The 26,416-nt window shown below is 33.2% G+C and carries 25 protein-coding genes; 14 read left to right on the top strand and 11 right to left on the bottom strand.

What is annotated here, in order from left to right:
• Window positions 1-244: 244 nt before the first annotated feature.
• The 3 genes from DK441_RS26315 to prfB all read right to left on the bottom strand — a co-directional run bounded on the left by DK441_RS26315 (window position 245) and on the right by prfB (window position 4,341).
• Window positions 245-2,689: a TonB-dependent receptor domain-containing protein gene (locus DK441_RS26315; protein ID WP_109853501.1), complete on the bottom strand. Its 2,445-nt coding sequence runs from the start codon at window positions 2,687-2,689 to the stop codon at window positions 245-247.
• Between the two features lie 194 nt (window positions 2,690-2,883).
• On the bottom strand, window positions 2,884-3,225 hold the full coding sequence (arsC, locus tag DK441_RS26310; protein WP_025667790.1) for an arsenate reductase (glutaredoxin): 342 nt from the start codon (window positions 3,223-3,225) through the stop codon (window positions 2,884-2,886).
• Window positions 3,226-3,242: 17 nt separating this feature from the next.
• A protein-coding gene (gene prfB / locus DK441_RS26305; protein ID WP_109853500.1) for a peptide chain release factor 2 occupies window positions 3,243-4,341 on the bottom strand; the annotation gives its coding sequence in 2 pieces (ribosomal slippage) (window positions 3,243-4,277 and window positions 4,279-4,341; 1,098 coding nt in all).
• 104 nt (window positions 4,342-4,445) lie between these two features.
• Here prfB and DK441_RS26300 point away from each other — a divergent pair.
• The 9 genes from DK441_RS26300 (at window position 4,446) to DK441_RS26265 (ending at window position 13,298) form a co-directional block, all read left to right on the top strand.
• Window positions 4,446-6,857, top strand: a complete 2,412-nt coding sequence (locus DK441_RS26300) for a zinc-dependent metalloprotease (RefSeq protein WP_109853499.1) — start codon at window positions 4,446-4,448, stop codon at window positions 6,855-6,857.
• 135 nt (window positions 6,858-6,992) lie between these two features.
• A complete protein-coding gene (locus DK441_RS26295; protein WP_109853498.1) occupies window positions 6,993-8,210 on the top strand; it encodes a lanthionine synthetase C family protein in 1,218 nt (405 codons plus the stop codon).
• A gap of 222 nt (window positions 8,211-8,432) precedes the next feature.
• On the top strand, window positions 8,433-8,642 hold the full coding sequence (locus tag DK441_RS26290) for a hypothetical protein (RefSeq protein ID WP_025667785.1): 210 nt from the start codon (window positions 8,433-8,435) through the stop codon (window positions 8,640-8,642).
• A 338-nt stretch (window positions 8,643-8,980) separates the two neighbouring features.
• Window positions 8,981-9,157, top strand: a complete 177-nt coding sequence (locus DK441_RS26855; RefSeq protein ID WP_160112298.1) for a hypothetical protein — start codon at window positions 8,981-8,983, stop codon at window positions 9,155-9,157.
• A gap of 53 nt (window positions 9,158-9,210) precedes the next feature.
• A complete protein-coding gene (locus tag DK441_RS26285) occupies window positions 9,211-9,429 on the top strand; it encodes a hypothetical protein (RefSeq protein WP_109853497.1) in 219 nt (72 codons plus the stop codon).
• A 35-nt stretch (window positions 9,430-9,464) separates the two neighbouring features.
• Complete coding sequence (locus DK441_RS26280; RefSeq protein ID WP_109853496.1) at window positions 9,465-9,626, top strand: Blp family class II bacteriocin; 162 nt, start codon at window positions 9,465-9,467, stop codon at window positions 9,624-9,626.
• Between the two features lie 96 nt (window positions 9,627-9,722).
• Complete coding sequence (locus DK441_RS26275; RefSeq protein ID WP_074405920.1) at window positions 9,723-9,908, top strand: TIGR04149 family rSAM-modified RiPP; 186 nt, start codon at window positions 9,723-9,725, stop codon at window positions 9,906-9,908.
• Window positions 9,909-9,917: 9 nt separating this feature from the next.
• On the top strand, window positions 9,918-11,165 hold the full coding sequence (locus DK441_RS26270; protein WP_109853494.1) for an HlyD family secretion protein: 1,248 nt from the start codon (window positions 9,918-9,920) through the stop codon (window positions 11,163-11,165).
• A gap of 3 nt (window positions 11,166-11,168) precedes the next feature.
• The gene (locus tag DK441_RS26265) at window positions 11,169-13,298 is read left to right on the top strand and encodes a peptidase domain-containing ABC transporter (protein ID WP_109853493.1); all 2,130 of its coding nucleotides are present in this window, start codon (window positions 11,169-11,171) and stop codon (window positions 13,296-13,298) included.
• 81 nt (window positions 13,299-13,379) lie between these two features.
• Here DK441_RS26265 and DK441_RS26260 read toward each other — a convergent pair whose 3' ends face one another.
• The 3 genes from DK441_RS26260 to DK441_RS26250 all read right to left on the bottom strand — a co-directional run bounded on the left by DK441_RS26260 (window position 13,380) and on the right by DK441_RS26250 (window position 15,703).
• Window positions 13,380-13,571 (bottom strand): hypothetical protein, encoded by a 192-nt coding sequence (locus tag DK441_RS26260; protein WP_025668011.1) that lies wholly within the window; start codon window positions 13,569-13,571, stop codon window positions 13,380-13,382.
• Between the two features lie 77 nt (window positions 13,572-13,648).
• A complete protein-coding gene (locus tag DK441_RS26255) occupies window positions 13,649-13,840 on the bottom strand; it encodes a hypothetical protein (protein ID WP_160112297.1) in 192 nt (63 codons plus the stop codon).
• A 129-nt stretch (window positions 13,841-13,969) separates the two neighbouring features.
• Window positions 13,970-15,703, bottom strand: a complete 1,734-nt coding sequence (locus tag DK441_RS26250) for an AraC family transcriptional regulator (protein WP_160112296.1) — start codon at window positions 15,701-15,703, stop codon at window positions 13,970-13,972.
• A gap of 117 nt (window positions 15,704-15,820) precedes the next feature.
• Between DK441_RS26250 and DK441_RS26245 the strand changes: the two genes are divergently transcribed.
• Window positions 15,821-16,864, top strand: coding sequence for a low specificity L-threonine aldolase (locus DK441_RS26245; RefSeq protein ID WP_109853490.1), 1,044 nt, complete (start codon window positions 15,821-15,823; stop codon window positions 16,862-16,864).
• A gap of 31 nt (window positions 16,865-16,895) precedes the next feature.
• Here DK441_RS26245 and DK441_RS26240 read toward each other — a convergent pair whose 3' ends face one another.
• Both DK441_RS26240 and DK441_RS26235 read right to left on the bottom strand, forming a co-directional pair.
• Window positions 16,896-17,216 carry a YegP family protein gene (locus tag DK441_RS26240; RefSeq protein WP_074405926.1) on the bottom strand — a complete coding sequence of 107 codons (321 nt, stop codon included), beginning with the start codon at window positions 17,214-17,216 and terminating at the stop codon, window positions 16,896-16,898.
• Window positions 17,217-17,340: 124 nt separating this feature from the next.
• Complete coding sequence (locus tag DK441_RS26235) at window positions 17,341-17,664, bottom strand: YbaB/EbfC family nucleoid-associated protein (protein WP_025668016.1); 324 nt, start codon at window positions 17,662-17,664, stop codon at window positions 17,341-17,343.
• Window positions 17,665-17,800: 136 nt separating this feature from the next.
• On the opposite strand from DK441_RS26235, the gene DK441_RS26230 reads away from it, so the two are divergent.
• From DK441_RS26230 to DK441_RS26220, 3 genes are all read left to right on the top strand, one after another.
• On the top strand, window positions 17,801-19,870 hold the full coding sequence (locus tag DK441_RS26230; RefSeq protein ID WP_109853489.1) for a S9 family peptidase: 2,070 nt from the start codon (window positions 17,801-17,803) through the stop codon (window positions 19,868-19,870).
• Window positions 19,871-19,956: 86 nt separating this feature from the next.
• On the top strand, window positions 19,957-20,997 hold the full coding sequence (locus tag DK441_RS26225) for a PLP-dependent cysteine synthase family protein (protein WP_109853488.1): 1,041 nt from the start codon (window positions 19,957-19,959) through the stop codon (window positions 20,995-20,997).
• Between the two features lie 271 nt (window positions 20,998-21,268).
• Window positions 21,269-22,528: an aminotransferase class I/II-fold pyridoxal phosphate-dependent enzyme gene (locus tag DK441_RS26220; protein WP_109853487.1), complete on the top strand. Its 1,260-nt coding sequence runs from the start codon at window positions 21,269-21,271 to the stop codon at window positions 22,526-22,528.
• Window positions 22,529-22,628: 100 nt separating this feature from the next.
• On the opposite strand, the gene DK441_RS26850 is transcribed toward DK441_RS26220, so the two are convergent.
• The 3 genes from DK441_RS26850 to DK441_RS26950 form a co-directional block, all read right to left on the bottom strand.
• A complete protein-coding gene (locus DK441_RS26850; protein WP_160112295.1) occupies window positions 22,629-22,775 on the bottom strand; it encodes a hypothetical protein in 147 nt (48 codons plus the stop codon).
• Window positions 22,776-23,121: 346 nt separating this feature from the next.
• The gene (locus tag DK441_RS26215) at window positions 23,122-24,240 is read right to left on the bottom strand and encodes a GNAT family N-acetyltransferase (protein WP_109853486.1); all 1,119 of its coding nucleotides are present in this window, start codon (window positions 24,238-24,240) and stop codon (window positions 23,122-23,124) included.
• Window positions 24,241-24,377: 137 nt separating this feature from the next.
• Window positions 24,378-26,081, bottom strand: coding sequence for a transporter (locus DK441_RS26950; RefSeq protein ID WP_235015842.1), 1,704 nt, complete (start codon window positions 26,079-26,081; stop codon window positions 24,378-24,380).
• A gap of 46 nt (window positions 26,082-26,127) precedes the next feature.
• Between DK441_RS26950 and DK441_RS26205 the strand changes: the two genes are divergently transcribed.
• Window positions 26,128-26,412 carry a DUF4834 family protein gene (locus DK441_RS26205; protein WP_317193936.1) on the top strand — a complete coding sequence of 95 codons (285 nt, stop codon included), beginning with the start codon at window positions 26,128-26,130 and terminating at the stop codon, window positions 26,410-26,412.
• The last annotated feature ends 4 nt before the right edge of the window (window positions 26,413-26,416 follow it).

Below are 26,416 nucleotides of genomic sequence, written 5' to 3'. Positions count from 1 at the left end.
TGAATTAAAGTTTGTTTTGTTAATAAACAAGGGTTTTGAGGAAACAGAAAAAATCCAGCTCTATTTTTTCTGCTACTTGATAAACAAACTTACTTTAACGGTTTAAAAAATATGTAGGACAATTATAAGTTTAGATGGCATTTTTACAAAATATTTTTTTAATGAAACCCTATTTTATATTGATACTTTAAACAAAAAAGGAAGTCAAAATGACTTCCTTTTTTGTTTAATTATTCTATAAGTGTTATCCTTCGAATTCTTCACCTCCATTAATACCTCTTTGAGGGCGTTGTCTTTTCTTTTTCTGATTAAATCTATAGGTGAAGGATAGATTAAAACTACGTTCTCTCCACTGAAATTCATTGTCCGACATAAATGTAGTAGTAGTAGAGGTACTTGTTCGTTTTCGAGAGTTAAATACATCACTAACATTAAAAGTAAGCGAAGCCTTTTCTTTAAAAAGATCTTTGCTAAATGCAAAGTTCATACTAAAAATACCATCACTTTTTGTTTGTGCATTTTCACTTGGCCCTCTATAAAACATACTGGTTTGCCAGTCTATTTTTGCAGGTAGTGTAACTTTATTATTAAGCCTTGCAAACCAACTAAAATTATCTGCATCAAGATTTTCTCCATTATTCTCTCCTCGAACACTATTCTGAAATGCGTTAAAATTACCATTTACTCTCCATTTTCTACTTGGGTTGTAAGTAAGAGTAAACTCAAAACCATATCGATCAGAACTAGTTAGGTTTATAGGTGTTCTTCTAATAACAGGAACTTCTGTACCAGGGTTATTTGCATCTGCTCCAATGATGGTTGTATCCCCTGTATCTTCAGAAATAAAAGTGAATATCTGTGTAGAGTGATTATAATATATAGATGTATTTAAAGTAAGCTTTCCCATTCTATTTAAATACCCTAAATCAAATGCATTAGAATAACTTGGATCAAGATCTGGATTTCCCTGAAATAAATTAGTAGCACTAGACCTAGAAGGAAAAGGATTAATAAATCTGGATCTAGGCCTGCGTATTCTACGGTTATAACCAAGAGTTAAACTTTGTTTTTTAGAGATTTCGTATCCCAGATTAACCGTAGGAAATATGTCGGTATAATTCTTTTTGCTTAAATCATTACTAGTTTGCTGATCAATAGTAATTCGAGTACTTTCTAATCTAAGTCCTAATAAATAAGATAGTTTTCCCCATTTACTTCCTAATTGTGTGTACCCAGCATTTACTTGTTCTGTATACAATAAGGTGTTTGATAAATCAGAATTTGTTGTTATGGATCCATTATCTTCTAATTGCACCAAATAATCAGTATCTAACTCATTAAAATTACCTCTATATCCTAGTTCGAATTGAGTGTTTTCACCGATAGGTAATACATAATCAGCTTGCAACAGAATACGATTTTGTTCTTCTATTGTTTCTACAAGCTCTACAGCAGTTATATTTTCTTGTGTAATTTTTGATCTTTCATCTTCATTACTATCTTCTATCTGAAAATCGAAAGTTAATTTGTGGCCACTGGTATTAAAATCTTTAGTGTAATTAAGAGAATATTGTTTCGTAATATCATCTTCGATTTCTGGATCAAAACGAATATTTTGACTCAAAATATCTCCATTAGAATTTAATTCTGTAATTCTATTTGTTGTATTACTTTCTTTATCACTAGATCTATATAAAAAAGATGTTGTGACAGATGAAGTTTCGTTGATATACCATTCGACACCGATATTAGAATTTAATCCTTTACGTACCCTGTCAAAATCCCGTTCTTCTCTTAAAAAGGAGTTTGGTAGGCCGCTAAAAAGATATTGAGTTTGGGAAAAAGAATTCCCCGGTACTTCTCTATAATTATATCCTGAAGTTGTAAAAAAGTTAAAATCTCCAGATCGATAATTTAGATTTCCCGAAATACCAGCGGATAGAGGATAACCACCATTAATTGTAATGGCTCCGTTCATACCTTGTAGTTTACTTCGTCTTAGAATAATATTTAAAATCCCTGCGGTTCCTTCGGCATCATAACGGGCAGAAGGCGAGGTGATTACTTCGACTCTTTCTATAGATTCTGCAGGCAGTTGTCTTAATGCATCTGTACTGTTTAAACCAACTAAACCCGATGGTTTTCCGTTAATAAGGATTCTTACATTATCGTTACCACGAAGCGCAACATTGCCTTCGACATCTACAGAGACAGAAGGTACGTTATCCAGTACATCGCTTACTGTACCGCCACTTACTGTGAGATCTTTACCTACATTATAAATCTTTTTATCTAATTTAATTTCGACAGTGGTTTTTTCTGCTATGACTACTACATCATCTAGTGTTTCGGTATCCAACCCGAGAGTAATCGTACCTAAGTTTGTGTTTTTGAATAACTTTTGTTTGGGAAGGTTTTTTGTTTTAAATGAAATAAACTCTACACTTATGTTATATACTCCGGCATCTACCTCGATATTAAATTTTCCGTTTTTATCGGTAATACCACCAGTAACAATTTTCTGTAATCTGGGGCTAAAAAAAGCTATCGTAGCATATTCGAGGGGTTTGTTGGTATCTTGATCTAGGATTAAACCAGTAATATTTACAGGCCCCTTTGTAAAGTTTCGGTTTTGGGCTGATAGCATAAGTGTTAATGCCGAAAACAGTAAGAATAAAAACTTCTTCATTTCTAAAATTGAATAATTCTGGCCAAAAGTATCGAAGCAGATACGAGAAGGCGGTTAATGATGTGTTAAATGTGATGTATTTAAAATGTGTGATACGTAGTATCACCTATTATGCGTTACATGCATTTAGACATGAAGAAATGTAAAAGGTTTAATCTTATGCGAAAAAAAATATTTTATAAGAGAGGGATTACTTATATAATATCAATAACTTTTTCTGGTGGTCGTCCGATTATTGCTTTACCTTCGTTAACAACAATAGGGCGTTCGATTAATTTTGGATTATTAGAGAGTATAGTGATCAATTCAGAATCGGTATAATCTTTACCTTTAAAATTTTCTTTCCAAATGGCTTCATTTTTTCTAACCAGGTCTATAGGAGAGATGTCTAAAAGTTTAAGTATTTCTTTCAATTCTTTTTCTGAGGGTGGATTTTGTAGGTAATTAACCACAGTAATGTCTTTTTTTTGTTCTTCAAGTATTGCAAGACATCCTCTTGATTTACTACATCTCGAATTATGATAAATTGTGATCATTTTAATTTTGTGTTTTTTTAATCGTCATTTTTTTGCCCCATTGTCATAAGGTAAGCCTTTAGAAATTGATTGATATTTCCATCCATTACAGCATCTACATTACCTGTTTCTTCTGCAGTTCTTACATCTTTAACCAATTTATAAGGATGCATGACATAATTACGAATTTGAGAACCCCATTCTATTTTCATTTTTGAGGCCTCGATCTCATCACGTTGCGCTTGTTGCTTCTTAAGTTCAATTTCAAACAATTGTGATTTAAGCATTTGTAATGCTTTTAGCCTATTCTCTTGTTGTGATCTTGTATCTGAGCATGAAATCTGGATACCGGTAGGGAAGTGGGTGAGCTGTACTTTGGTTTCTACTTTATTTACATTTTGTCCACCTGCTCCACTAGAACGAGATGTGATAATCTCGTAATCAGCAGGATTGATATCTATTTCTATACTATCATCGGCAAGAGGATACACATAAATAGAAGCAAACGAAGTATGGCGTTTTGCATTACTATCAAATGGAGAGATACGTACTAATCGATGCACGCCATTTTCTCCTTTCAACCACCCAAAAGCATAGTCTCCTTCTATTTCTAAAGTAACTGTTTTTATACCTGCTACATCGCCACCTTGATAATTAAGTTCTCTAATTTTAAAACCTTGCTTTTCTGCCCACATCATATACATGCGCATGAGCATACTTGCCCAATCACAACTTTCGGTACCTCCAGCACCTGCCGTGATTTGTAAAACAGCACTCATGCTATCCCCTTCATCACTAAGCATATTTTTAAATTCCAAATCTTCAATTGATGATTTGGTCTCATCATAACGCTCAGAAACTTCTGATTCGGTAGCGTCACCTTCTTTATAAAATTCATAAAGAACTTCGAGGTCATCAACTAATGTAACTCCTTTTTCATAATCAGAAACCCATTTTTTTTCAGCATTTAGAGTACGCATTAATTTTTCGGCCTCCTGGGCATTATCCCAAAAATCCGGAGCAAATGTTTTTTCTTCCTGATTGGCTATTTCTATAAGTTTGGCATCAATGTCAAAGATACCTCCTTAACGCAACCAGGCGCTCCCTAAGATCTTGTAAAGTCTCAGTATTGATCATAATCTAATTTATTTTTGACAAAAATAAGATTTAACAGTTCAGTAAGAAGTAATTTTTGTGTTATTTTATAGATTTAGAAATTTTATCACATAAATCATCAGTCTATGAAACTACGCTTCATTTGTTTATTCTTTCTAGCAGGGAATATCATTTCTGCTCAATTTTTAGAAAAACAGAAAAATTTGGCATCTTTTGATGGCTATTTTAAGTTCTATTATAATGAATCAAAAGACGAGATTTATCTAGAAGTAGATAAGCTCGACTCAGAATTTTTATATGTACATTCGTTGGCTACAGGATTAGGATCAAATGATATAGGATTAGACAGAGGACAGATTGGTGATGGCGTAGTGGTAAAATTTCAAAAAGCAGGTAATAAGCTGTTACTGGTGCAACCCAATCAACGATACCGCGCTATAACAGACAATACACTAGAGAAAAGAAGTGTCGAACAGGCTTTTGCAAAATCTGTGCTATTTGGATTTCCTATTAAAGAAGAAAAGTCTAATACATATATTATTGACTTAACTCCTTTTCTTCTACAGGATACGCATAACATCATTAATCGATTAAAGTATCAAAAAGAAGGAACGTACAGTGTTGACAAAACCAGAAGCAGTTTGAGTCTCGAAAGAACCAAAGCTTTTCCTAAAAATGTAGAATTTGAGGCTTTGATTACTTATAAAGGCTCACCTACAGGGCGAAATATTAGATCTGTAGCACCAGACTCAAAATTCTTAACTGTTATTCAGCATCATTCGTTTGTAAAACTACCAGATGATGGATATAAGAAAAGAGAGTTTGATCCCAGAAGTGGAGCTATATCTATTTCTTACCTGGATTATGCAACACCAGTACAAGATCCTATAAAGAAGCGCTATATTATTAGACATCGATTAGAGAAAAAAAATCCAAATCAAGATATAAGTGAAGCAAAAGAACCTATTGTTTATTATTTAGATCCTGGTACTCCAGAACCAGTGCGATCAGCACTATTAGATGGGGCAAGATGGTGGAATCAGGCATATGAAGCAATTGGTTTTAAAGATGCGTATCAGGTTAAGATGTTACCTGCAGATGCAGACCCTATGGATTTACGATATAATGTAATACAATGGGTGCATCGTTCTACCAGGGGGTGGAGTTATGGTGCAAGTGTTGTTGATCCCAGGACAGGGGAAATTCTTAAAGGACATGTAAGCTTAGGGAGTTTAAGAATACGTCAGGACTTTTTGATAGCTCAGGCATTATTAAATCAACCTTTTGCTACTCGTGATGATAATTATGAACCTATGTTGAAAATGGCACTAGCTCGTATTCGCCAATTATCTGCGCATGAGGTAGGTCATACTATTGGTTTTGCGCATAATTTTACCGCAAGTACAAACGGAAGAGCGTCGGTAATGGATTATCCTCACCCAACAGTGGCACTTAAGGATGGTAAAATAGATTTGTCGAATGCGTATGATACCAATATAGGAGAATGGGATAAGGTCACAGTGGCATACAGTTATTCAGAATTTGATAAAAATACTAATGAAAAAGAAGCACTTAACAAAATTTTGAATACTGCCTATCAATCTGGCCTTCGTTTTATTTCGGATAGTGATGCCAGACCGCAAGGAGGAGCACATGAATTAGCTCATTTATGGGATAATGGTAAAAGTGTTACCGAAGAGCTAGACAATATGCTGAAAATTAGAGAAGTTGCGATACGTAATTTTTCTTCAGATAACATCAGAAGTAATGAACCATATTCGGTTTTGGAAGATGTTTTTGTACCATTGTATTTTTTCCACAGGTACCAGACCGAGGCTACAGTAAAGCTTATTGGGGGACTAAATTATAATTATTCGGTTAAAGGTGATCAACAAACAATTGTAGAAACAGTTAATTTAAAAAAACAAAAAGAAGCACTTGAAGCAGTTTTAAAGACATTATCTCCTGAAGTTTTGGCTATTCCAGAAGATAAATTAAAATTATTTCCACCAAGAGCTTTTGGATATGGTAGAACCAGAGAATCTTTTAAAGGAAAAACAGGAGTTGGTTTTGATGCACTAAGCGTAGCTTCTACAGCAAGTGATATGAGTCTTTCTTTGTTATTGCATCCCGAAAGAGCATCTCGACTGGTACAGCAAAAAAGTTTAGATCAAAACCAGTTAGGATTAGTAGAAACTCTAGATGAATTATTAAAATTCTCTTTTGAAACCAAAGCTAAAAATAAGTACCATAAAGAAATTCAACATATGGTAAAAGCTAATGTTTTAAAACATTTAATGAACTTAAGTAAAAATACACAAGCATATTCACAGGTTAATGCTATTGCTTATGCCAAAATTAAAGGGTTAATCCCCCTTCTTAAAAATAAGACAGGTGATGTTACTGATAAGATGTATAATGAATATTACCTGAATCAAATTAATAAGTTTATAGAAAAACCAGGAGATTTTAAAGCATTACCATCTCCCAAAATACCAGATGGATCTCCTATAGGTAGTTTTAGTTGTGGTTTCTAAATATATACTCTATCATTTTGTATGCTAAAAACAGATACCAGTCTAAATTCTAGAATTTAGACTGGTATTGTTTGAAGCCCTACTATTTTACTTTTTATCTTTACCACTTTACAAATTCGAAATACTAAGCACTACATGACTATTGAAATTCAATTAAGGAATAAATTAAAAGAAATAAGTGAGGTTTTAGATGCTAAGGCAGAAAACAATCAGGAAGTAGGGGTTTTATCAGGAGTTTCCGGAGTTGCTTTATTTCAATTTTATTATTCAAAGTTTTTAAATGAGGATATTCATGCAGATAAAGGAGCAGAAACAATTACAAGAGCTGTAGAACTTATTAATAATGGTTTTACTTTTCCCACTTTTTGTACGGGAATTGCAGGAGCATGTTGGGTGCTCGAAATTCTTAAAGAAGAAGAGTTTGTAGAGTTAGATGATGACTTCCTTTCGTCTGATTTAGATTCCTATTTGTTAGAAGCAATGAGAGCCGATATAAAAATAGAGAATTATGATTTTCTGCATGGTGCAATGGGATATGGATATTATTTTTTAAAGCGTTATCAAAATCTGGCTTCAGAAGAGGCAAAAACACACTATAAGAACTACCTTGATGAGTTGATTGCAGCACTAAAAAAATCATCAAAAAAGAATGACCACGGAGTATGGTGGGAGTCTATTCTAAGGCAAGAAGAAGGAGTTAAGGGGTGTAATTTAAGTTTGTCTCACGGAATATCAAGTATGGTTAATTTCCTATCCCGAATAGCCGAACATAAAGAATTTTATGATGATGTTAGAGAGATGTTACAACAGTCGGTGCGCTATATATTGCATTGTAAAAATAAAGATAAAACACTAACCGCTACATTTCCTAATTGGGTTGTTGAAGAGAATGTAGAGGATAATAATTCGAGATTAGCGTGGTGCTATGGAGATTTAGGGATAGGAATATCGATATTTAGAGCGGGTACAATATTAGGAGATACCCAAATTAGTGATGAAGCAATAGCTATTTTAAAATATTCTACGCAACGAAAAGATATTGAAGAAGCGGGAGTTCAGGATGCTGGATTGTGCCATGGAGCATATGGGATACTTCTTATTTATAATTATTTGTATAGAAAAACAAACGATATAGTATTTAAGGAAGCTTCTGATTTTTGGGCACAGAAAGCACTTAACATGGCGATACATGAGCAAGGATACGCGGGATATATGGTATGGCGAGGAGCAGACGAAGAAAAATGGAAAACCGAAGTAAGTTTGCTTGAAGGTGTTGCTGGTATCGGGTTATCTATAATATCCTATTTGGCTCCTTTTGACACCAAATGGGACGAATGCCTTTTGATTAGCTAATCGTTTTTTCTTTATAATTTCAAAAACTACAATTTCATAGGAGCATTTTAACTTCCTCTTGGTAAGATTTCCTGTCATTTAATCTAAAAAAAGTCGAAATTCTGGAAAAACGAGCGTTTTTCCAGAATACTCAATACATTCATTTGCATCAAGCTTATAGAACAGGCTATGTTTGTTTCTATCAAAGCGCTTTGATATTTGTATAACATAAAATTAAATATCATGAAAAGTAAAAAGAAATTGAGTCTTAAGAAAATGAATGTAGCACAATTAGATAGCATTAAGGGTGGAATAAACTGGCCTCATCCAATAACGGGGCCTGGTTTACCAACAGCAGATCCATTTGGCTGTGGAAATGGTACGCAAGGATTGGCATGTCAATACTCACAAACACCTATGAGCTGCCAGGTATGTGTTAATGCTCACAAATAAACAACAATACTTATCGAGATTCTTTGCTAATACATTTTTAGCTGATTTGTAAACACACAGTTTTTCGAAAGTTGAGATGAATCGTCTGAAAATAGATTTTCAGACGATTTTTTGTTTACGATTATTAGACGATAACATACTTTCTTTTTTAGAAAAAAAATACTTGAAATGGTTTAGTCATTTTTTTCTGTAAAAACAAAATCGAAATTCTGGAAAAACGCTCGAAATTCTGGAATACCCAATATAACCTGTTGCAAAAAACCTTCTTGTTCCTTTATGTTTGCTAGCATCAAAGCGCTTTGATAGAAATTTATGTTTAACAATTTAAAAATACAAAAATGAGAGATTTAAAACTTGAAGAAGTACAAGAAGTAAATGGAGGAGAGTTTAACCTTGGAGAATTTGTCGATGGAGCATGTTCTGTTGTTTCGATTGCAGGATGGTTTGTACCAGGTATGCAAGGAGCAGCAGCAGCTTGTACCGTGTATAAGGTAGGTAAAGTTATTGTAGAATAATTTTTTGATCTATCGGATACGTAACAAATGTTTAACAATTAAAAATTTACAAAATGAGAGATTTAAAATTTACCGAAGTAAAAGAAGTTAGTGGTGGACCTGTTACAGCTAGTGAAGCTTCAGGAGCAAGTTGTGCAGTAGCAATTATTGGTGGTGCGGCATTGATAGCAGGAACAGGAGGGTTAGGAGCAGTAGCAGCATGGAGTCTAGGTTTAGCGGCATGCACAGGTTTTACAGCAGCAGCTGTTACTTCAAAAAAAGACCCTTCATAGTGGCAATTAATAACAATAATTAAAAAATCAAAGACATGAGAGATTTAAAATTTGAAGAAGTACAGGAAGTTAATGGTGGTGATGCAGCGAGCGGTGCAATTACAGGTGCCGGTATCGGAAATGCAATAGGAGGACCATTAGGTGCTATATTAGGCGCTATTATTGGTGCCATTGCAGGTAGTATGTCTGAAGACTAATACTTTGAATATCATACAGGCCTATATAATTGGGCCTGTATGTAATCTTTTATTGAGATGATTAAAGAAATTAATAATATAAAAATTAATGATATCATGAAAAACAATAAAATTAAAAAACTGAACCTTAATAAGTGTACCATATCAAACCTTGAAATGAATACCATAAAAGGAGGAGTGGTAGATTCTTGTACTCCAACCTGTCATATTAGTTTCCCGACAAATCCAACAAGGCAATCTAATAATTTTGAATGTGAAAATTTCACACAAAGAATTCACTAAATAAAGCTTATGAGTTCCCCGCTATTTCGTAAAGAAGCCATAAAAAATAATACCCAACGGTTATTAGGAGATGTTTTATTAATACGACCCATATCCTTTTGGATATTTACAGGTATACTGGTTTTTGTAGTTACGATGGTGGGGCTTTTTTTAGCGTTCGGAACCTTTGCCCGTCGTGAGATGGTAACAGGGTATTTGGTACCCGACAAAGGTTTAGTGCGAGTGTATGCTCCATTTAATGGAGTTATCGATAAAAAACATAGTACAGATGGTCAAAAAATTAGTAAAGGCCAAAACCTACTCGAAGTTACTACAGAACGAGGTACAAAGGATAGTATAAGCATCAATCAACAATTGATTACCCGACTAGAGCAACAAAAAATAAACCTCGAACAACGAATTATTGATGAAACACAAGTTCTGGATAGCGAAGGTAGCCGATTATCTACCATTCTTATAAATCATAAGAATGAATATTACCAGATCAATCAGCAATTACAAAACCAGAAAGAACAAGTACAACTGGCAAAAAGCCAATGGAATACCTATAAGCAACTTAGAGTAAAAGGGCTAGTTTCTGAAGATGACCTTACTAGTAAAAGAAGTATATATTTTAGTGCTAAGGCATCTTTTAATGCTACTAAAAGATTACAAATCAATAAGAAAACAGAAATAGCCAATATACGAAAGCAGCAGGAGCAATCTCCTTTACGCAAAAGTACCCGATTAAAAGAATTAGAAAATCAGCTGGCACAAAAAGAAGAACGTCTTATAGAATTAAAAAACAGCCATTCTTATATGATCAAAGCCCCTGTAAATGGCCGTATTACTTCAACCCAGGTTAATATTGGGCAAAATGTATCTTCTGCTGTACCCATACTAACCATCATACCAGAAAATACAACGCTGTATGCCGAATTGTTTTTGCCTTCGAGAGCTATTGGTTTTGTAAAAAAGAACCAGCAGGTATTATTACGATATGATGCTTTTCCGTATCAACGATATGGATTGTACCAAGGTAAAATTGTGCAAATAGCAGAAGCGGTTATTAGCCCAAACGAGGTTACTATACCCATTCCTATGCAAGAACCGGTATATCGCATAAAAGTTGCTCTAGATGTACAAACTATTAATGCATATGGTAAAAAAATGCCATTGCAATCAGGAATGTCTGTAGCAGCAGATATTATTTTAGAAGAACGCAGCCTGGGGCAATGGTTGTTAGAACCTATATATAGTCTAAAAGGAAAATTATAGTATATGCAAAACCCAATTCATTTACTTCATTACGGCTGGGAGAAAAGAGTCCCCGTCATCATACAAACAGAGGTAGCAGAGTGTGGGCTAACTTCTATAGCTATGGTCGCTAATTATTATGGACATAAATTGGACCTCAATGCTTTACGACGTAAATACTCTATATCTGCAAAAGGAGCAACGCTACAAGGGCTTATAAAATTAGCAGATAATCTTCAGTTTAGCTCCAGACCGCTACGCCTTGAATTAGAAGAGCTTTCGCAATTAAACACTCCATGTATTTTACATTGGAATTTAAATCATTTTGTTGTACTCACTTCAGTAAAAGGAAATAAAGTCACTATCCACGATCCGGCCGTTGGAAAAAGGATAATGAAACTGTCAGAAGTTTCGAAGCATTTTACAGGAGTAGCATTAGAATTGACACCTACACCTGATTTTAAGCCAGAAAAAATTTCAAAAAGAGCAAAACTATCTGATTTCTGGAGTAGAATTACAGGTTTAAAGAGAGTATTGACACAAATTCTGGTATTGTCATTGTTACTACAGGTATTTGCGATAGCAACTCCATTTTATATGCAGTTAGTAGTCGATGATGTTATTATTAGCCGAGATTTGGATTTATTGTTGATACTAGCATTAGGTTTTGGCCTTATGAAGCTGGTTAATTTGGCAGTAACTGCGTTACGTGGAGTCGTTATTTTGTATATGGGAACACAGCTCAATATCCAAATGGCAGCAAATCTGTTACGGCATTTGTTAAAACTGCCAATGGATTACTTTGAAAAAAGACATATTGGTGATATTATCTCCCGATTCGGATCTCTGGAAGATGTAAAACAACTATTAACTACCGGTCTTATTGAAACCGTTGTAGATGGTATAATGGCTATCGGGCTTCTGGTTATGATGTTTATATATAGCACAACACTTGCCTTTATTGTTCTGGTTGCTGTAGCATTATATATAATAGTGCGATTAGCATTGTATCGCCCGTATAGACAATTGAAAGAAGAAGCTATTGTAGCAGATGCCAAACAGAATTCTAATTTTATGGAAACCGTTAGAGGTATCCAAAGTGTTAAGCTATTTGGTAATGAAAGTCAACGACAAACCGTGTGGCATAATTATTATGCCGATGCTATGAATACTGGTATACGAATTGGCAAATTAGATATCGGTTATAACTTTATTAATGGATTTTTATTTGGACTCGAAAATATAATTGTGATTTATCTGGCTGCCTCATTAGTGATGGATAGCTTGATGACTATTGGAATGCTATATGCTTTTATGTCTTATAAAAGTCAGTTTACAGAAAAAGCTTCTGCTTTGGTTAATAAATTTATACAATTTAAAATGCTTTCCCTTCATATGGAACGCCTTGGCGATATCATTCTTACAGGACAAGAAGAAGATATCGATGGTAAAAGGCAGTTGTCACAGGTAAAAGGAGAGTTGGATTTGGAGAATATTAGTTTTAGATATTCTGATAATGAACCGTATTTATTTAAGAATCTTAATTTCAAAATAGAGGAGGGGAGCTCTATAGCAGTAGTGGGAGCATCGGGATGCGGAAAAACAACATTAATGAAAGTAATGTTGGGGTTACTAAAACCAGAAACCGGAACTATTCTTGTTGATGGATATGATATACGAAAAGTAGGGCTACGAACGTATAGAAATTTAATAGGTACAGTAATGCAAAATGATCAACTATTATCGGGTAGTATTGCAGATAATATTTGCTTTTTTGATCCTGATTTTGATCAGGAATGGATAGAACAATGTGCGCAGATGGCGGCTATACACCAAGATATCATGGCAATGCCAATGGGATATCATACTCTAATTGGGGATATGGGAAGTAGCTTGTCTGGTGGGCAAAAACAAAGATTGCTACTTGCAAGAGCTTTATACAAAAAACCTAAAATATTGTTCCTCGATGAAGCTACCTCACATCTTGATATAGGGTTAGAATCTGTAGTGAATACGACAGTAAAGAAATTGAATATTACAAGAATAATTATTGCGCATAGACCCGATACCATTGCAATGGCAGATCGAGTAGTTGCATTACAAAACGGCCAGCTACTAGAAGCAAAAATACCAGATGTTGTTGTAGCGATTTGATGATATTGTTGTAAAAAATAATACCATATCTAGTCAGATATGGTATTATATGAAATTGTAGAGGGTGGTTTTTAAAATTGTTTATTTTCTATCCACATAAATAGTGTCACAATCATTATTACGCTTACAAGATTGAGAGGCACAGCCAGCCTCATTTTGAGGTGTACTACCTCCTCCTGGAAATCCTCCATAAATTTTACTTAATCCATTAAGTTTAGAAATTTCAAGTTTTTTTAAAGTTAGTTTTTTTGTGTTGAGTGATTTTTTTTTCATGACTAATATGTTTTGTGAGTTGATCACGAATGTATGTAAAAACCGTTGTTAAAGATGGTTTTGAAACTATTTATCTTCTAATCAAATTGATAATAGATAGAAGAATCACATTTTCCATTATTTCCACAAGAGTCAGAGACACATCGAGCAACTCCATTTTGCGGTGTACTGCCTCCTCCTCCTCCATGAATTTTATTTAACTCATTAAATTTAGAAATTTCAAATTTTTTTAAGGTAAGTTTTTTTGTGTTGAGTGATTTTTTTTTCATGATGTAATATGTTTTATTGTTTTGTGGGTTGATCACGAATGTATGTAAAAACCGTTGTTTTTAAATGGAAAAATTATTTACACTACACGAAATTCTGGAATTTCGTGTTTTTAAGAAGCGTTAATAGACCTAAATAGATAGGGTTTTTTTATCACTTTTTACCTTTCTTAATTCCTTAATAAAATAAGAAGGTTTTATCTTTACCTGTTTATAAAAGGCATTAGAAAAAGTCTCAGCGCTGTTATATCCAAACTCGCTAGCGATAGCTTTTATAGTGAATTTTTGTAGCATTACATTCTCCTGTAATTCTTTTACGGCATAGGTGATTCGTAACTCATTTAGATAGTTGGTAAAACTTTTGTTTTTATAATGATTAATCACTCGTGACAAGTATTTAACATTGGTTTCTATATCATCAGCCAGAGATTGAGAACTTACTCCTATATTTAAAAAATCATGGTTTTTTTCAAACTCATCAAGCTTACTCAGTATATAAGTTACATGTTTTTCGGGAACTTTTAAATCCGAACTTTTCGTAGATTTGATCTCTTGGTTTGAGTAGGGTGAATGCGTATTTGATTTAGAATCGATAATCAGTTGTTCGAACCTAATTTTATACAATCGTCTTTTTCGATATTGATAGTAGATAAGCCCCCCAGAAATTAGTAAAAGTATTCCCGAAATTAATAATCCCGAAATATAAGTATCATTGTTTTTATTTAGTTTTTTTATGATGGCCTGTTGCTCCTCAATTAGTAACGGAATATCATAGTCTTCTTTTACTTTTCTACTAATAAAAATCTGATCATTTAGATAATTATCCAATACAGTATTTAACTTATCTAAATATTTATTTTGATTGGGCAGATCATTTATTTCTTTATAGTAATTTTTTAAGTACTCGTAGGTTTTAACATGTTTGTATTGTGGAATAGAGTTTAACGTTTCTAATATAGAATCTGTTTTTTTTAAAAGCGGTATTGCTTTTTCTTTATTCCCAAGGTCATAATATGATTTCCCTAAATAAAAATTACTATCAATTATATTAGAGATATCGTTATATTCTATCATTGTAGGTATAGCTTTATTTATACTGTCGATAGAAGCTGTGTATTTTTTTTGAGTATATTGGTTAATTCCTTCACATAAAATAAAATAGGCTTTCATTTTGTTTTGCTCGATATTAGTACCATTTACAGCTTTGTTATATCCCAGGTTATTATGATATGATGCAGAATCATATTTTTTAAGACCTATATATGTTTCTGCAATAACATGTAGCGTAAATAAATATCTATAGATATACTTGTCTTTATCTTTATAAAATTTTTCACACTCTTTAAAAATAGCCAAAGCTTCCTCTTTTTCATTTAAATGCTCACTTTTAATAATACCAATGTGATGTTTTATTCTGTATAAAAGACGGATATTGTTATTCAATTTTGCATACTTACGAGCCAGGTTAAGATTATTTAAGGTCTTTTCAATATTTCTTTGTTGATGTAGAAAAAATTGTGCTTTCCTGTGATAAGCAAAAGCAGGGTAGTTTTTATTTTGTTTATTCTTAGTAATGGCAATAATACTATCTAAAAAGGGTTGTTTGTTTTCTTCACTTTTATCCAGGCAATAAAGTCGAAAGGCTTGTGCTATTTTGAGAGTATCTAAATTTTTCTTTGCTTTTTCTATATAAACCTTCAAAATCTTTTTTGCATTTATGGAATCTACATTACGATTTTCTAAAAAAAGATTTTGTAACTCTTTATAACTTTTTTGCTGTAGTGAATCTGTATAGTGTTGCGCCTTTAATGAGGTTGGGGTAAAAAGAAATTGCAGTAAAAAACAATATATAAAAAACCTATACATAATATTTTTTTGAAGGAACATTTATTTTAGAGCAATATGCTAGTGCTATTCACAAAAATAGCATTATTTTTATTGGTCGAGTAGATTACAATATAAATCATATAGTATTATAAAAAAATGAAAATAGATCTTAGAAGTGATACGATTACCAAACCTACTCCAGAAATGCTTGCTGCCATGATGAATGCTGAGGTAGGGGATGATGTGTATAAAGAAGACCCTACAGTAAATGCATTAGAGGAAAAGGTAGCACAAATGTTTGGTAAAGATACTGCATTGTTTTTCCCTTCGGGAAGTATGGCAAACCAGGCTGCTATTAAATTACACACACAACCAGGCGAGCAATTGATAGCTGATAAATTTGCTCATGTATATAATTATGAAGGAGGAGGAGTTTCTTTTAATAGTGGAGTATCATGCAAATTACTAGATGGTCACAGAGGGATGGTTACAACAGAGCAGGTAGAAGCAGCAATTAATCCACCAGATTTTTATCATAGCCCGTTAACAAGTTTGGTATGTATAGAGAATACGACCAATAAAGGAGGTGGAGCATGTTATGATTTTGAAGAAATAAAAAAAATAAGGCAAGTATGTGATCAGCATCATCTTGGATACCATTTGGATGGAGCACGATTATGGAATGCTCTTGTAGCCAAAAATGAAAGTGCTACCCAATACGGAGAAGTTTTTGATTCTATTTCTGTTTGTTTAAGCAAAGGCCTGGGAGCACCAGTAGGATCGGTTTTAGTTGGTAATAGCGATATTATGGAACATGCAATTCGTATCAGAAAAATATTAGGAGGAGGAATGCGCCAGTTAGGATATTTGGCAGCTGCCGGATTATATGCTATTGAGCATCATATCGACCGATTAGCAGAAGATCATAAAAGAGCCGAAGAAATTGGCGAAGTACTAAAAAAACTACCTTTTGTAACGCAGGTAGAACCTGTAGATACCAATATAGTTATATTTGTTATAGACGGCAATGAAGAAGAATTTATTGCAGAAATGGCGTCAAAAAACGTTCATTTTTATGGAATGGGGCAAGGTAAATTAAGATTTGTAACACATTTGGAATATACCCAGCAAAAGCATGAGTACTTTTTAGAATTATTAACTTCAGTAACTCTGAATATAAATAAAGCTGCTCATATATAATGAGCAGCTTTATTTATAAACACTTAAAAAATTAAATTTCTTTAGTATCGGCACCCGATGCATTTTCTTTTACAGAATTGATGCCATTTTCCATTCCAGACTCAGAAGCATACATCTGACTACTACCTATTACCTGGCCATTACCAGCTTTTAGGTTAAAATAGAACTTACCATTTTTAGCTGTTTTACGTTCGTATCGACCATCTTCAGATGCATTTTTCTTAACTGAAGCGATTCCATTTTCAGCAGCAGATTTACTATTGTAAACCTCACTACTTAAGATAACTTGTCCGTTTTTAGCTTTTAAGGTAAAATGATAGCTAGACCCTTCCTTATTTTTGAGTTCAAACATATTGTCAGATTTTAGTTAATTTTTTAGCTTTTGTTAAAATTATAGAATTAAAAGGAGAAAGAAAAATATAAAAATAGCTAACTGCACTTTTTTAAAGCCCAACACCCTTTAATTGATGACAGGACTATTTAAATAAATCCATCCCCGGGATATTTGGCATACCTTCTTTAGCAACTGCAGCCAATTCTGTTTCATTAACCTGTGTTGCTTTTGCGATAGCCTTATTTAAAGTTAAAATTAAATAATCCTCTAGCTGTTCCTTGTCTTCTAATAGTTGATCGGATATAGCGATTTTTTTAACTTCTCGATTTGCGGTGAGCGTAATTTTAAGTAAACCATCAGAACTTTCTTCATCTACCAAAACGGTATTTAACCTTTCTTTAGTTTCCTCTACTTTTTGCTGGGTTTCCTTTAATTTACCCATCATCCCCATCATATCTCCAAACATGTGTATGTGTTTTTAAAATTTATAAATACAAAATTAGTACTTTGGCTGTTAATAAACTAACAAGATTATTATGAAAACTTCATTCATTATATTCTTATTATCTCTTATTTTCGCAACTTCTTGTAAATAAAATACCATGACGACATTGGATTCTAAAGTTCAACCTCCTATAGCAGCTAAAAAACCAGCAAATCTAGAAAAACATGATGATATTCGTGTTGATAACTATTTTTGGTTAAATGATCGTGAAAACCAGGAGGTGATTGATTATCTAGAGCAAGAGAATGCCTATAATGATAAGATGACTGCTCATACAAAGAAGTTTCAGGAAAACCTTTTTGAAGAAATGAAAAGTCGTATCAAAGAGGATGATTCTTCAGTTCCGTATAAATTAAACGGGTATTGGTATTTAACTCGTTTCGAAAAAGGAAAAGATTATCCTATTTATTCCAGAAAAAAAGAAAGCCTTGATGCAGAAGAAGAAATTCTTTTTGATTGTAACAAAGAAGCTGAAGGATATAGTTATTATAGATTATCCGGACTTAGTATTAGCCCTGATAATAAGTTAGCTGCATATGGTGTAGATACCGTAAGTAGACGTAAATATACCATACGAATAAAAAACCTTGTAACAGGTGAAGTATATCCAGAGATTATAGAAACTACAACTGGTGGTAGTACCTGGGCTACAGATAGTAAAACCTTATTTTATACCAAAAAAGATAATGAAACACTGCGATCTAATAAGATTTACAGGCATGTTCTGGGAACTCCAGTATCAGATGATGTAGAGATTTTTAATGAAACAGATGATACCTTTTCTACATTTGTATATAAAACCAAATCTAAAAAATACCTTGTAATAGGGTCAAGTAGTACGCTAACTTCAGAATATAGAATTTTAAGATCCGATGATCCTACAGGAGAATTTAAAGTTTTTCAGCCAAGAATAAGAGGAGTAGAATATGGGATAGCACATTATGATGATCATTTCTATGTGTTAACCAATGCAGACGAAGCTACTAATTTTAAGCTGATGAAGGTATCTGAGGATAATACTGCCAAAGAGAACTGGAAAGATGTCATACCACACCGAAAAGATGTTTTACTAGAAGATGTAGAGATTTTTAAAGAGTATTTAGTTATTAGTGAGCGTAATAATGGTTTAAATAAGATTAATATCAAAAGATGGGACGGTACTGCTGATTATTACCTTCCTTTTGATAATGAAACCTATACCGCTTATGTAAGTACAAACCCTGATTTTGATACCAAAAGCCTAAGATACTCTTATAACTCTCTTACTACTCCTAATTCGGTAATTGATTTTGATATGGAATCTCAGGAGAAAAAAGTAAAAAAGGAACAAGAAGTCCTTGGTGGTAAATTTGATAAAAGTGATTATGTTTCAGAAAGAGTATGGGCAACAGCCGAGGATGGAACTAAAATTCCTATTTCTTTAATATATAAAAGAGGATTACAAAAGGATAGAAGTAACCCATTATTACAATATGGTTATGGTTCATATGGATCAACTATAGATCCTTATTTTTCTACGGCGAGATTAAGTTTGCTGGATAGAGGATTTATTTACGCCATTGCCCACATAAGAGGAAGCGAATATCTGGGACGATCCTGGTATGAAGATGGAAAACTTCTTAAAAAGAAAAATACGTTTACAGATTTTATTGATTGTTCAAAGTCTTTAATAGCACAAGGATATACTTCTACCAATCATTTATATGCTATGGGAGGTTCTGCAGGAGGATTATTGATGGGGGCAATAGTTAATATGGCGCCAGAATTATATAATGGAGTAGTAGCATCGGTACCTTTTGTAGATGTTGTAAGTACAATGCTTGATGATAGTATTCCTTTAACCACAGGAGAATACGATGAATGGGGTAATCCTAATGAAAAAGAATATTATACATATATGAAGTCATATTCTCCTTATGATAATGTTGTAGCTCAGAAATATCCTAATATGTTAGTAAATACAGGTTTGCATGATTCTCAGGTGCAATATTGGGAGCCAGCAAAATGGGTAGCAAAATTAAGAGAGTTAAAGACAGATAAGAATTTATTAATATTACATACAAATATGGAAGCCGGACATGGAGGAGCCTCAGGGAGATTTGAAGCACTTAAAGAAGTGGCAGAAGAATATGCCTTTTTATTAGATTTAGAAGGTATCCAAGAGTAATTAAAAAAAATAATGTAACTTCGTACCGTTTTTGTAACAGTTAGTGGACCCCCATTTTATTCCACGAATCTGTAAAACACAATTATATGAGAGAAGATATTAGGGCTTATAATAATGTTTTAGAGCTTATTGGCGATACCCCGCTTATAAAATTAAACAGAATTATGAACGACTTTCCGGGAAATTACTACGCAAAAGTAGAATCTTTTAACCCGGGACACTCCACCAAAGATAGAATTGCACTTTATATTATAGAAGAAGCAGAAAGAAGAGGTATTCTTAAACCCGGTGATACCATTATTGAAACAACAAGTGGTAATACAGGTTTTAGTTTAGCAATGGTTAGCGTGATCAAAGGTTACGATTGTATTCTTGCTGTTAGTTCTAAATCCTCTAAGGATAAAATTGCAATGCTTAAGAATATGGGAGCAAAGGTATATGTATGCCCGGCCCATGTAAGTGCTGATGATCCAAGATCGTATTATCAGGTGGCAAAAAGACTTCATGAAGAAATAAAAGGATCTGTATATATAAATCAATATTTTAATGAATTAAATATTGACGCTCATTATAATTCTACGGGACCAGAAATTTGGGAGCAAACCAATGGTAAGCTTACACATTTTATAGCATGTTGTGGAACCGGAGGAACTATCTCAGGTACTGCAAGGTTTTTGAAAGAAAAAAACAGTAATGTACGTGTTTTGGGAATCGATGCTTATGGATCGGTTTTAAAAAAGTATCATGAAACCAGAGAATTTGATGAGGAAGAAATATATCCTTATAGAATTGAAGGTCTGGGTAAAAATTTAATCCCTACTGCAACAGATTTTGATGTTATTGATAAATTTGAAAAGGTTAGTGATGAAGATAGTGCACATACAGCTAGAGAATTAGTAAAAAAAGAAGGACTGTTTTTAGGATATACAAGTGGAGCAGCTATACAAGGTGTAAAACAACTTGCTGAGCAAGGTGAGTTTGATGAAAATAGTAATGTTATTGTTATTCTTCCCGATCATGGATCACGATACATGAGTAAAGTATTTAGTGATGATTGGATGACAGATCAAGGATTTTTTGATAGCAAGAATGAAATTGATGCAACAAAAGTTCAATTCATTAAATAAAATATAATTAAAATAGAATTATAAACATCCCGATATTTCGGGATGTTTTTTTTGATATTATTTTCATAATACGGTTCCTACTTTCCTCAATTATTGATATCAATTTTATTTATTAAATTACAAGAAATCATTAAAATACTTATGGTTCATTGTGTAGTAGATTTTGTAAAGTGTTAAAATAGCACTTTATAAAAGTGAAATTGAATATAATTATGTCATCAAATCAATTTTCCGTATTTTCGCACACTTATAAGAAACAATTTTTTGATAAATGAGAGATTTATTTGATAAGATTTATAAAGACAAAGGACCATTAGGAAAGTGGGCGGATCAGGCAGAAGGATATTTTGTTTTTCCTAAACTAGAAGGGCCTATATCAAATAGAATGAGGTTTCAAGGGAGAGAAGTAATTACCTGGAGTATCAATGACTATTTGGGATTAGCAAATAAAGAAGAAGTTCGTAAGGTAGATGCAGAGGCAGCAGCAGCTTATGGATCTGCGTATCCAATGGGAGCTAGGATGATGAGTGGGCATACAGATCTTCATGAACAATTACAAGATGAATTAGCAGAGTTTGTCGATAAAGAAGCAGCATATTTATTAAATTTTGGATACCAGGGAATGGTTTCTACAATTGATGCACTGGTAAGTAAAGATGATATTATTGTATATGATGTAGATGCACATGCTTGTATTATTGATGGAGTACGATTACATCAAGGACAACGATATACGTATCGACATAATGATATAGAAAGTATCGATAAAAACTTGATGAGAGCCACCAAAATGGCACAAAAGACCGGAGGAGGGATTTTACTGATTTCTGAAGGTGTTTTTGGAATGCGAGGAGAGCAAGGAAGACTAAAAGAAATTGTAGCTTTAAAAGAAAAGTATAACTTTAGATTGTTTGTTGATGATGCACACGGATTTGGTACATTAGGAGCAACAGGAGCAGGAACAGGTGAGGAGCAAGGTATTCAGGATCAAATCGATGTGTATTTTGCTACGTTTGCCAAATCTATGGCGAGTACAGGAGCATTTATTGCTGCCGATCAAGAGATTATAGATTATTTAAAATATAATTTACGTTCTCAAATGTTTGCAAAATCATTGCAAATGCAATTAGTAGTAGGTGCTCTTAAGCGTTTAGATATGCTTAGGACAATGCCCGAACTAAAAGCTAAACTATGGCAGAATGTAAATAATTTGCAGAATGGACTTAGAGAAAGAGGTTTTGACTTAGGAACTACTCAGAGTTGCGTAACGCCAGTATATTTAAAAGGAAGTATTCCTGAAGCTATGGCTCTGGTAAAAGATCTTAGAGAAAATTATGGGATTTTCTGCTCTATTGTAGTATATCCAGTTATACCAAAAGGATTGATATTATTGAGGTTAATTCCTACAGCTTCTCATACCTTAGAGGATATAGAAGAAACACTTAATGCATTTTCTGCTATACGAGAACGATTAGAAAACGGAACTTATAAACGTATGTCTGCTGCTGTCGCTGCAGCAATGGGAGAATAAAAAACAAATATCAATTTTTCTTGAAATAGAGATTTATTCGATAATCGAATTATAAAAAAAGGCTACTAAAGTTACTATTTAGTAGCCTTTTGTAGGTATTTTAGCAATGACAAGTAACATTTAATGTTGGATCCTCGGTGATCTGCTCATCCATGCGTACTCCACCAACAATTTTTCTAAGATTCAATTCTGTAACAGTTGACTTTTCAAGGGACAATTTTTTGAAATTTAATTTTTGTTTTTTCATAATAGTAATGATTTAAAGTAAATTAATGTTTAATAGGTTTTTCCCGAACCATTATAGACACTCAGGCATATGTCTTTGTGTTTACTGTTATCACAATTGCATAACTGAGGTAAATGTAGAATTTGGCTATAATATTCTATCCTGATTCTTTTAGCTTTCAAGAAATCAGGACAATGTTTTAATTGAAGAAAGTTTTTCTAATGAAAGCTTTAGGTTTATGATAGGTTGGGTTAGAGTTTGATTACCCTACATCTCTAATATATTATCTTTTAGATTAGTAGAAGTTTTCTTTTGAATATGAATTAAAAAATGAGGTTATAAAACCGGCGAAAAAGGAATTTACGCTTTAGAGGTTTTTTCTAAACGTTCGTCTCATCTTATGTTGTTCATGCTCATAACCATTCCAGAGGGCTTGGATTGCTTTATTTTCTTCAAGTTCGGGATTAGTTTCGACAACTTCGATCCCATTACGAAGAAAAGCTTCATTCATTTCTTTAAAGATAAGTGCAGTTACTCCTTTATTTTGGTATTCTGGATCAACCCCTATAAGATAAAAAGCTGCTGTATCATTTCTACGCTGTGCTTTTAGGATATGTAAAAATCTTAGCGGGTATACTTTACCATTCATTTTTTTCAAAGCCTTAGAGAATGAAGGCATTACGATCGAAAATGCTATAAGTTTCCCTGTTTTATCAGCAATGCAGGTAATATATTCGGGATTTAGGTAGGGTAAGTACTTTTTCTTATACATATCTATCTGGTACTGCTGTATAGGAACAAAAGTTTGTAAGCTACTATAGGTTTTGTTTAGCAGATCAAACATATCATCTGCATACCGAAGTATTTCTTTGCTTTTTTTGAATTTGAGAAGCTTAAGCTGATAACGTTCTTTAATTACCTCAGCAAATTTTATTACCTTTTCTTTTGTCTTTTTCGGAACTCTTATTTTGTATTCTACCCATGTAGCAGCTGGTTCAAAATTAAGCTGCTCCATATGTTTTGAATAGTAAGGGTAATTATACCAGGTAATCATGGTGTTTAACTCTTCGAATCCTTTAATTAGAATTCCTGCTTTGTCCATATTTGAAAAACCTACCGGGCCTTCCATATATTCTAAACCATGTTGAGTACCGTATTCTGAAACTTTTTCTAATAACGCTTTAGTTACTTCAATATCATCAATCACATCAAACCATCCAAAGCGTACTTTAGGTTTTTTTTGTTCGTTTACTTCAATCCAATTTATAATTGCAGCGATTCTTCCTACTATGGTATCGCCTTTGTAAGCCAAGAAATATTTTGCATCAGAGTTTCTAAAAACAGGATTCTTCTTTGGATTCATCACATCTACTTCTTCTTTGATAATAGAAGGGACATAGTATGGGGAATCTTTATATAATTCAAAAGGAAATTTAACAAACGTTGTTAAATCTCCTTTTGAAGTAATTTCTTTAATCGTAATCATATATCATCTCTAATTCATCACAAATATATAATCCTTTTATTAAATATTATGGTTGCATACAGATCATTTTAGTAATAATTGCATTAGATTCTTTATTTAGATGCTTTAAAGAGTTTTATTCCTGCCTTTTATACTAATTACTGATCTATTTTTTCTAATTCTTTATCAAGATCCGAATCATCAGTTTTATTATCCTTTTCTTCTTTGCTTTTGCGCTTTTGTTCTTCTTTTTTTCTTTTCTTCTCTTCTTTTTGACGCTTTTTTTCCTCTTTCCTTCTTCTTTTTTCTTCTGCTTTCTTAGTTTTTTCTTGTTCCTTTTGATACTTTTCGTATTCAGCATCTACATCTTCCTCTTCCTTTTGTTCTTTTTTTTTCTCTTCCTTTTCTTGATTATCAGAATCTAAGTCTTTTTCCATTTTTTCGAGTTCCTGAAGCTCTTTATCTATATCTTGTAGTTCTTGATCCACACCTTGTTCTTTCTCCATTTTATCCAATTCGGCATCAATATCATTGATCATTTTTTGCTTTTCTTTCTCGGCTTGGATTTCAGCTTTTTCAGCTTTTCTGGCTTCTTTTGCTTCACGTTTTAGACGTCTAGCTTCTTCTTTTCTAAATTTCTTACCTTCTTTTTTAGCTATTTTCTCGTTTTCAATACGCTCACGCTCTAATCGTTCTTCAGTTCGTCTTTGATCAAGGTCGCTTTCGATTGCGTCTCTGAAACCATCGTCTTCAAAATCATTAACAAAAGGAGTTTTTCTCAATTTAAGGCTATCGTTTTCTATTTCTTCTCCTTCTTCAAGTTCATCCAACCCATCTTGTTCATCTTCTTCTTTCTCTCCTTCGTCCTCATTTTCTTCTTTCTCTCCTTCTTTAATGCCGCCTTCTAATCCTGGTTGCTCGATGATCTCGTCTTTGGTATGCCAATCAAATCGATAAGATGCCCCAAAACTAAAAGTAAAAATAGAAGGAGTATCTTTAAAATTGAAAGCAATGTTTGCATCTAGTTGTAGATCTTTATTGTATAAATAGGCTCCTCCAAGTCTAAGAATATTATCACTATAAAAATCACTTTTTTGCCCTTGATATTCTCCAAAAGCAGCCCATTTTTCATTTATTGTATGAGTAGAAGTAATAATCCAACCGATAATCGGATCATCTGTTGTTACTTTATCGACAATCAAATTAGTTACCAATACCCAGTTTCCATTCAAACTCGTAGTCCAGTTATTCTGGGTCATTAAAACAATCTTTGGACTAAAGGTATCATCATTAGGTGCAGTAAAAGGGTTGTCTTTTGATACAAAATTGGCTCCTACATAGGCAGAAACTGCTGGGATTAAGCTTTTCCACTTAAATTTGTAACGCTCTTTCCAGCTTTTTAATTCATCATAATTAGTAGAATCTTTTTTTGGCTTCTTATATGGATCATAAATCAAATATTTTGCACCAATCGTATTTACTTCAAAGTTACTTCTCTTTATTTTTTCTTCATTACCTCCAATGGTTTGTTTTACTCCATCTGCTCTAAAGGTACCATTTAGTCTAAGTTCTAATTGTTCGATTAATAAACCGTATCGCACAGAATAATCGAACTTAAAAACATTTGTCTTTGTATTAAGGAGTTTATGTTTTTCTTTTCCAAAGCCAAAACCACCTTCTAATTGTAAAACGTTATTACCAACCGAGAAAGCACCCTGTGATGTACCAGGTCTATTGGTATTGATCTTCTCGGTATATTGTGCAGAAACCGTTAGGGTACATAGAAATGTGATAATTAATAACAGAATAGACTTAGGGTACATACTCAATAGATTTGGTTCAAATATAGCAGATTTTATCATTTTTTTAGGACTGTCTACATGTAATTGTATACAGAGTTCATTATTTTTGAAAAAAAATGTTATGCAGGAAGCATCACTACAAGGGGTATTAAAGATAATTCTCATTATAATCTTAGTATATTATGGACTAAAGATAATAACGCGGTTATTTGGTCCTCTATTGCTTAGATATGTTACAAAGAAAGCTGGAGAGAAATTTAAACAGCAATTTGATCAATATCAACAACCCCGGCAGTCTACAGAAGGAGAGGTAACTATTGAAAAAAAATCGAAACAAAATTATTCTAATAAAGATGTAGGAGAATATATCGATTATGAGGAAATTGATTAATTTG

Source organism: Aquimarina sp. AU58, from assembly GCF_900312745.1.
In the GTDB taxonomy this organism is placed as follows: domain Bacteria; phylum Bacteroidota; class Bacteroidia; order Flavobacteriales; family Flavobacteriaceae; genus Aquimarina; species Aquimarina spinulae.
This window is presented reverse-complemented; position numbering and strand designations above follow the sequence as displayed.